This is a genomic window from Zarconia navalis LEGE 11467 (assembly GCF_015207075.1).
Classification (GTDB): Bacteria; Cyanobacteriota; Cyanobacteriia; order Cyanobacteriales; family Geitlerinemataceae; genus Zarconia; species Zarconia navalis.
In genome coordinates this window covers 1-7,167 of the sequence record NZ_JADEXN010000269.1, presented here as the reverse complement: position 1 = coordinate 7,167, position 7,167 = coordinate 1, and the positions used below count along the sequence as shown (strand labels likewise).

The window sequence follows — 7,167 nt, the reverse complement described above, 5'->3', positions numbered from 1 at the left end:
TGTCCCCGGCATCCTCACCCCCGACCCCCGGCTGGTTCCCCAAGCCCAGCTCATGTCGGACATCACCTGCGACGAGATGCTCGAACTCGCCAGTTTGGGGGCTAAAGTCCTCCATCCCCGCGCCGTAGAGATTGCCAAAAATTACGGCGTTCCCTTGGTGGTGCGATCGAGCTGGACTGAAGACCCCGGCACGCGAGTCACCTCCCCAATTCCCATCCCCCGACCGTTAGAAAGATTGGAACTAGTACGTCCGGTCGATCGCGTCGAACTCGATACCGATCAAGCAAAAGTGGCGCTGCTGCGCGTTCCCGACTGTCCCGGAGTCGCCGCCAAACTCTTTGGGGAAATCGGAGATCGCGACTTAGACGTGGATTTGATTATCCAGTCCATTCACGACGGCAATACCAACGATATCGCCTTCAGCGTCAGCCGCAGTTCCGCCGCACGGGCGGAATCTGTTGCCGAAGCGATCGCTCCTACCCTCGGTCGAGTTGAGGAAGTCGAGCAAACCGCCGAAGTCCTCGTCGAGCGGCAAATTGCCAAAATCAGTGTCGTCGGTGCGGGAATGATCGGTCGTCCGGGGGTCGCCGCTCAAATGTTTGCCGCCCTGGGAAAAGCCGGAGTCAATATCGACATGATTTCCACCTCCGAAGTCAAACTCAGTTGTGCCATTAATGCTGCCGATGGCGATCGTGCCGTAGCTGCCCTGTGCGAGATCTTTGAAGTCAATAGTTCCCCCATACCCGCACCGGAGGAAAAGCCACCGGAATTGGCTTTCTCATGTCCTGCCGTTCGGGGAGTCGCCCTCGACCCCAACCAAGCTCGTCTGGCGATTCGTCAAGTACCCGATCGATCGGGAATGGCAGCGCAGTTCTTCCAAACACTGGCCGAAAACAACATCAGCGTCGATATGATTATCCAATCCCAACGCTGCCGGATCGTCAACGAACAGCCCACCCGCGATATCGCCTTTACCGTCGCCCGCGCCGATGCTCGAACCGCTCGGGACATTTTAACCCCCCTGGTGAAAGAAGTGGAAAGTCAGGAGATCGTTGTCGATACGGCGATCGCTAAAGTGAGCGTTGTCGGTGCCCGAATGTTAGGTCAGCCGGGAATTGCCGCCAAAATGTTCGCATCCCTGGCCGATCGTCAAATCAACATTCAAATGATTACCACCTCGGAGATTAAAATTAGCTGCGTGGTGAGCGAAGCCGATGGTATCAAAGCCCTGCAAGCGGTTCACGAAGCCTTTGAGTTATCCGGATCTCAGGAAGTGCGAGTTCCGGCTTAGGAGAAGAGGGAGAAATGGGGGAAACGGGAGAATTTGAATGAGTTTAGCGCTCTCAATCTTTCAATTCTCCCCAAGCTTCCGAAGCTCCCCAAGCCCCCTATCCACTCTCATGCCAATTTCTAACAGTTCGATCGATCGCCCGTCCTGGGGTTAAATTTGCGCGAATTATACTCAACATCTGTTGGTGCGGGATTAGCGACGTTCCTCGGTCGCTGCGGCAATTTCTGGTGGGGATTTGAACTCCTTGACCATCCACGGGGACAATACTGCCTCATCTTACTCGCGGCGATCGCCATCAATCGTATCCTCTTCCCTCGCACTCGATGGATGTGGGTATTTCTCATGCCATTAGCGCTCAATTTAGTCTTAATGTTGCCCCTGTTTTTCCCCAGTGCGATCGCGTCTCCCGAGACCACGGAAACCCTACGGGTGCTGCATTTCAACCTCGATCGCCACAACACCAACTTTACCGGTGTCGCTGGCTATATCGAACAGACACCAGCCGATATCGTTTTCTTGCAAGAAGTCACCCCCACCTGGCTGAGTGAAATTGAATCCCAGGTTTCGCGATATGAAGTGCGCTTCTCCCGTCCCCAAAACGATAGCCAAGGGGTCGCATTGCTCGTTCCCGTCGAACCCACCCCCAACCCCTCGACCGGCCCGAAGTTAGACCCAACCCGTTTACCAATGAAATCGAACACCTGATAAAATTCTCGATCCTTAATGTGAATTGCGATCGGGCGTTAGGTTTAAAAGTTACAAATCGATCGTTCCTCAAAGGGACAGTTCCGTTCTGTAAGCTTTGGATTTTCAGTCAGATAAAGAGCTTGCAAATTGGTCAGATTTGACAGGGGGGAGATATCCTCAATCTGATTTTCGGTCAGATAAAGAGTTTCTAAATTGGTCAGAGTTGACAGAGGTGATATATCCTTTAGTTTATTACCTCTCAGCCTCAACCGATTTAAGTTAGTTAGGTTTGATAGAAAAGATAAATCTCTTGTGTTAGTATTTTCTAGATTGAGATCGGTAAAATTAGTGAAAAATGAAAGTGAAAATGTATCTAACTTTGGATTATCTGCAAGACTGAGATCCGTCAAATTATTCAAAGAAGATAGAGATGATATATCCTTTATTTTATTATTTGACAGAGCAAGAAACTCTAAATTAGTAAGAGATGAAAGGGAAGATACATCCTTAATTTTATTGTAAAACAGAGCCAGACTTGTCAAATTGGTAAGCGTTGATAAGGGAGATACATCGACAATTTGATTATCTCCAAGTCTAAGCCAACTTAAATTGGTCAGAGTTGATAGGGGTGAGATATCTATAATTTGATTGGAATATAGGTCAAGCTGAGTCAAATTGGTGAGCGTTGACAGAGGAGATATATCTGTTAGCTGAGTGATTGCCAGGTTAAGCCTCGTCAAATTGGTCAATTCTTCCTCAGCCATTTGGCAATCCGAGGTATTGGCTTTCTCAAGCATAACCTCCACGGTATGTCGAGCATCTTCACTCAAATTGGCTTGATTCTCGCACCAGTCGGCAAAACTCTCAAAATCCCGATCGACATCCGCCACGGGTCGATTTGTCGAGACTGCCGAACAGGAAATGAGACCGAAAGCCAAGGCGATATTCAGACTTATGAATTTACTGTACTTTTTCATTGTTTTATTGAGTTCTATTGAGTGAAAGTTGACATTTCCCGAAGCCCGTTGAATTCGCGATCGAGAACGAGATATTGGGAAAAAATATTTGATGGGAATTTTGCTAGAGTCTCAGATCTAAAAGTTACAACTCGATCGTGGTTCAACGGGACAAGTGCGCTCTATCAGAGGATTATCTGTCATGTTAAGCTCGGTCAAATTAGTGAGCGTTGATAGGGAGGATATATCTGTTATTTGATTGATATACAGAGAAATATCAGTCAAATTCGTGAGTGTGGATAGCGGGGATACATCTATTATTTGATTACTTCCTAGATTCAGACTCGTCAAATTCCTCAAATTAGATAGAGGGGAAATATCTTCGATTTGATTACTTCTGAGATCGAGACTCGTCAAATTATTCAAATTAGATAGAGGAGAGATATTCTCTATTTGATTACTTCCCATATTAAGACTCGTTAAAGTCTCTAAGGAATATAGAGAAGAAATATCCTCAATTTTATTGCTTTCTAGATTGAGACTCGTTAAATGGGTGAGGGTTGATAGAGAAGAGATATCCTCAACTTGATTTCCTCCCAGAATAAGCCAGTCTAGATCGTTCAAAGAAGATAGAGAGAATACATCACTAATTTGGTTTCCTCCTAGATTCAGACTCGTCAAATGGGTGAGGGTTGATAGGGGAGATAGATCGCTAATTTGATTGACATGCACAAAAAGCTCGGTCAAATGGGTGAGCGCTGACAGAGGAGATATATCACTAATTTGATTTAATGCCAGATTAAGTCCATTCAAATTGGTGAGGGTTGACAGAGGCGATACATCACTAATTTGATTTAATGCCAGGTTAAGCCAATTCAAATTGGTGAGAGTTGACAGAGGCGATACATCCTCGATTTGATTGCTCATCAGGTTAAGCCAATTCAAATTAGTGAGAGTCGATAGAGGGGATATATCCAAGGAGAATACATCCTCAATTTGATTGCTTGCCAGGTTAAGCCAATTCAAATTAGTGAGGGTTGATAGAGGAGATACATCCTCAATTTGATTGCCTGCCAGATTAAGTCCATTCAAATGGGTGAGGGTTGACAGAGGCGATACATCCTCGATTTGATTGCCTGCCAGGTTAAGTTCTGTCAGATTACTTAATTCTTCCTCAGCCATCTGGCAATTGGAGGAGTCGGCTTTCTCTAGCAAGACCTCCACGGTATGTCGAGCATCTGAGGTCAAACTGGCTCGATTTTCGCACCAGTCGGCAAAGCGATCGAATTCCTGGACTCGAGCAACAACTCGTTGATGTGTCAAGACCGTCGAAAATGAAATGAGACCGAGGACAAAGACGATATTCGGACCGATCGATCTACTGTGCTGTTTCATTGTTTTCGTGGGTTATATGGGGCGACAAGTGACGACACTAGCATTATTTTGGTAATGTGCTCGATCGAACACATTACCAGCCGTGCAAAATCATTGGGACGATCGGCAACTTCGAGACCACTCCCCAAACCCGTTGAATTAGCCATAGAGAATGGGGAGTCGAGGGAAGCATTTGATGGGGATTGCGATCGCCGAGTTTAGTCTAAACTCCAGTTCTCAAGCGTTAAGCGCAACTTCCTGAAAACTTCTCCGGTTCTCTCCCCTAGGTATCTCGACTCGCCTCACTGGGAACGATCGGTCTTTAACCGAACTCGATCTCACGCCCAACCCCGCAGGCGGTAAATGAAAATTCCAAGATATTCTTTGAATGCCAGAGTTGAGAGGGATAGCCGGTAGGCATCGGGCATGATGTTGAGCAGAATTTCTTGCCAACTCTCCCCTTTTGCTAGCATAGCTCCATCGCCGATGAGAAAGTCTGTAGGAGCCGGAATCACTTCAATACCCAGCCGTCGGAAAACCTTTACAGAGCGGGGCATATGCAGGGCAGAGGTCACTAGCAAAACGCGATCGAGTTTTTTGTCTTCGAGAATGCGCTGGACGTTGAGGGCATTTTCACGAGTATTGAAGGAAGACGGATCTTGCAAGATAGCCGATCTGGGAACTCCCATCACTTGCATCATTTCGGCCATGTCTTCCGCTTCCGAACCGCCAGCGCCATTCCAGCTTACTCGTCCTCCGGCAAGAACCACGATCGGAGCCTTCTGCTCCCGATACAACTTGGCTCCATAGAAGACTCGATCGCCCGCTTCGTTGACTTCAACCCAAGGACGGGGGGGTTCGGGGGGACGAGTCGCTCCACCCAAGACGACAATTGCTGAAGCTTTGGGTAACTCGGTCGGTCGGTTCTGCTGTTCGAGCGATCGCACCAACCCAGCAGAGACCCAACCGTTACTGGCAATAATCAACACGGCCAGTGCTAGGGAAACTGCCCCAGCCGCCAGACGAGGTCGCTTCCACAGCAAGATTAACGCCACGATCGCCAGCAAACAACTCAACCCGAGAGGATAAACAAACAGGGGGAGCAATTTGGAAAGAAAGAAAAACATGAAAAATCGTTAGAGCCGCGTGTTTTCGACTCCAGCTACACGATTGCCAGTGGGTTTTCCAGAGGGGGCTTCGGGAAGAGAATTAAAAATTAAAAATTCATACTCCCATCACCGCGTCTCCCCATCTCCCTTCTAAATTCCGCGCCTCCGAATTCCGCGCTTCCATCAACGACCCCCACCCGTCTCGAAAAACCAGCTCAAGAGCGATCGATTTCGACGATTGCGGTAGCGATTTCTCGAGGATAGATACCGTTGCTGTCTGAGCTTGCGCATACTTGCTCTGGAAGAGTATATCGTTCCACCCAACTCGTCATCGAGTAGGTGAGCTTCTTCTTCAAGTTGGTCATCAGTATGCCACCAGGTGGCAATCCAACCGCTGGCCGTACCGCCAACAACTCCCATGACCACACTCAACGGTATGGGATAGCCCAGGAGCGCGAAGCCTAAAAAGAAGAAGGCTGCAAATTGGAGTCCGGTCATGAACTGTTTGGACTCGCTCGATTTAGAAGCATTGGAGGCGCTGTTTCCTCCGTCTCCGTCCTTATTTTCCGGATTCTGGTCGGTCTGGGTTTTATCTTCAGCCTGCGTCATGACAACCCTCTAGATGTGTCGTGTCGATCGCACTGCAACAATCGATGTCATTCATTCTCACGGGTGGGTGACTCCGAATTCGGACGGGGTCGGCACGAGGGCACTACCCCAACCGATCCAAACCAATGACACGAACCAATGCGGTGACGATCGATTCTAATTGTGGCGCTAATTCAGCGGTTGTGTCTATAGTTGTCACATAATTTTGCTCGGATGGCGAAAAGGGTTCGGCGGTGGCTTGTTGGTGGGCCAGGAGGTCGGCGGTGGCATCGGTAATATCGCCGGTACGACGGTTTACGCGATCGCGCAGGACGTTTGGGGGAGCGGTGCAGGATAGAATTTTCAGGGGCAGTTGATGCGATCGCGCCATGGCAATTGCAGCGTCGCGCCATCGGGTTCGATCGAATTTGGCATCGAGAATGACGCTCCAACCCTGGGTTGCTAGCATTTCCCCCAAGTCGAGCAAACGTTGGTAGGTGCGATCGCTCATCGCTTCGGTGTAGATTTTGTCTCCCCCTTTCTGATGGAGATCGAGACCTGCGAGGTGCTTGCGAACGGCATCGGATCGAATATGAATCGCGCCGAGGCGACGGGCCAACTGACGGGCGATCGTACTTTTTCCCGAACCGGACAAGCCGGACATTAAAATTAATATTCCTTGCCTCGGTTGAGTATAGTCCCACGCCAATCGATAGTATCGGGCGGCGGTTTCTTCCGCTTTTGCTTTTTCAACGCTCGAAATACTGCGATCGTCGAGTAAGAAAGAATTGACTTTTGCACGAACGTATGCTTGCCTGAGTCGATAAAGGGGAAGTAACTGCACCCCTTCCCAATCTCCAGTTTCTTCGAGGTAGGTATTGAGCAAAGCATTGGCTAAATCCCGACGCTGCCGCATTTCCAAATCCATCACCGTAAAGCCGACATCGTACATGACATCGACAAAACGGAATGGTTCGTTAAATTCAATGCAGTCAAAGAGAATAATCTTATCCTGCCAGCGGGCGATATTATTCAGGTGCAAATCGCCGTGACATTCGCGAACTTTACGAGTTTTTATACGTCGATCGAAGGCATCTTTATATTCTATGAAAAAGCGATCGGTATATTGTTTGGTTTCTTCAAATTGCTGTTGAGTTTGGAC

The 7,167-nt window shown here is 48.5% G+C and carries 7 protein-coding genes; 2 read left to right on the top strand and 5 right to left on the bottom strand.

Going from position 1 to position 7,167, the window contains the following annotated elements:
* Positions 1-1,291: ACT domain-containing protein (locus IQ235_RS14295; protein ID WP_264322123.1), on the top strand; the 1,291-nt coding region annotated here is incomplete at its 5' end.
* Positions 1,292-1,447: 156 nt separating this feature from the next.
* Positions 1,448-1,996, top strand: a complete 549-nt coding sequence (locus tag IQ235_RS14290) for an endonuclease/exonuclease/phosphatase family protein (RefSeq protein WP_264322122.1) — start codon at positions 1,448-1,450, stop codon at positions 1,994-1,996.
* A gap of 44 nt (positions 1,997-2,040) precedes the next feature.
* Here IQ235_RS14290 and IQ235_RS14285 read toward each other — a convergent pair whose 3' ends face one another.
* From IQ235_RS14285 to IQ235_RS14265, 5 genes are all read right to left on the bottom strand, one after another.
* Positions 2,041-2,868 carry a leucine-rich repeat domain-containing protein gene (locus IQ235_RS14285; RefSeq protein WP_264322121.1) on the bottom strand — a complete coding sequence of 276 codons (828 nt, stop codon included), beginning with the start codon at positions 2,866-2,868 and terminating at the stop codon, positions 2,041-2,043.
* Between the two features lie 204 nt (positions 2,869-3,072).
* On the bottom strand, positions 3,073-4,329 hold the full coding sequence (locus IQ235_RS14280; protein ID WP_264322120.1) for a leucine-rich repeat domain-containing protein: 1,257 nt from the start codon (positions 4,327-4,329) through the stop codon (positions 3,073-3,075).
* A 317-nt stretch (positions 4,330-4,646) separates the two neighbouring features.
* The gene (locus IQ235_RS14275) at positions 4,647-5,435 is read right to left on the bottom strand and encodes a YdcF family protein (RefSeq protein ID WP_264322119.1); all 789 of its coding nucleotides are present in this window, start codon (positions 5,433-5,435) and stop codon (positions 4,647-4,649) included.
* A gap of 165 nt (positions 5,436-5,600) precedes the next feature.
* Positions 5,601-6,026, bottom strand: coding sequence for a hypothetical protein (locus IQ235_RS14270; RefSeq protein WP_264322118.1), 426 nt, complete (start codon positions 6,024-6,026; stop codon positions 5,601-5,603).
* A 103-nt stretch (positions 6,027-6,129) separates the two neighbouring features.
* A partial coding sequence (locus tag IQ235_RS14265; protein WP_264322117.1) for a bifunctional aminoglycoside phosphotransferase/ATP-binding protein occupies positions 6,130-7,167 on the bottom strand: 1,038 nt, incomplete at its 5' end.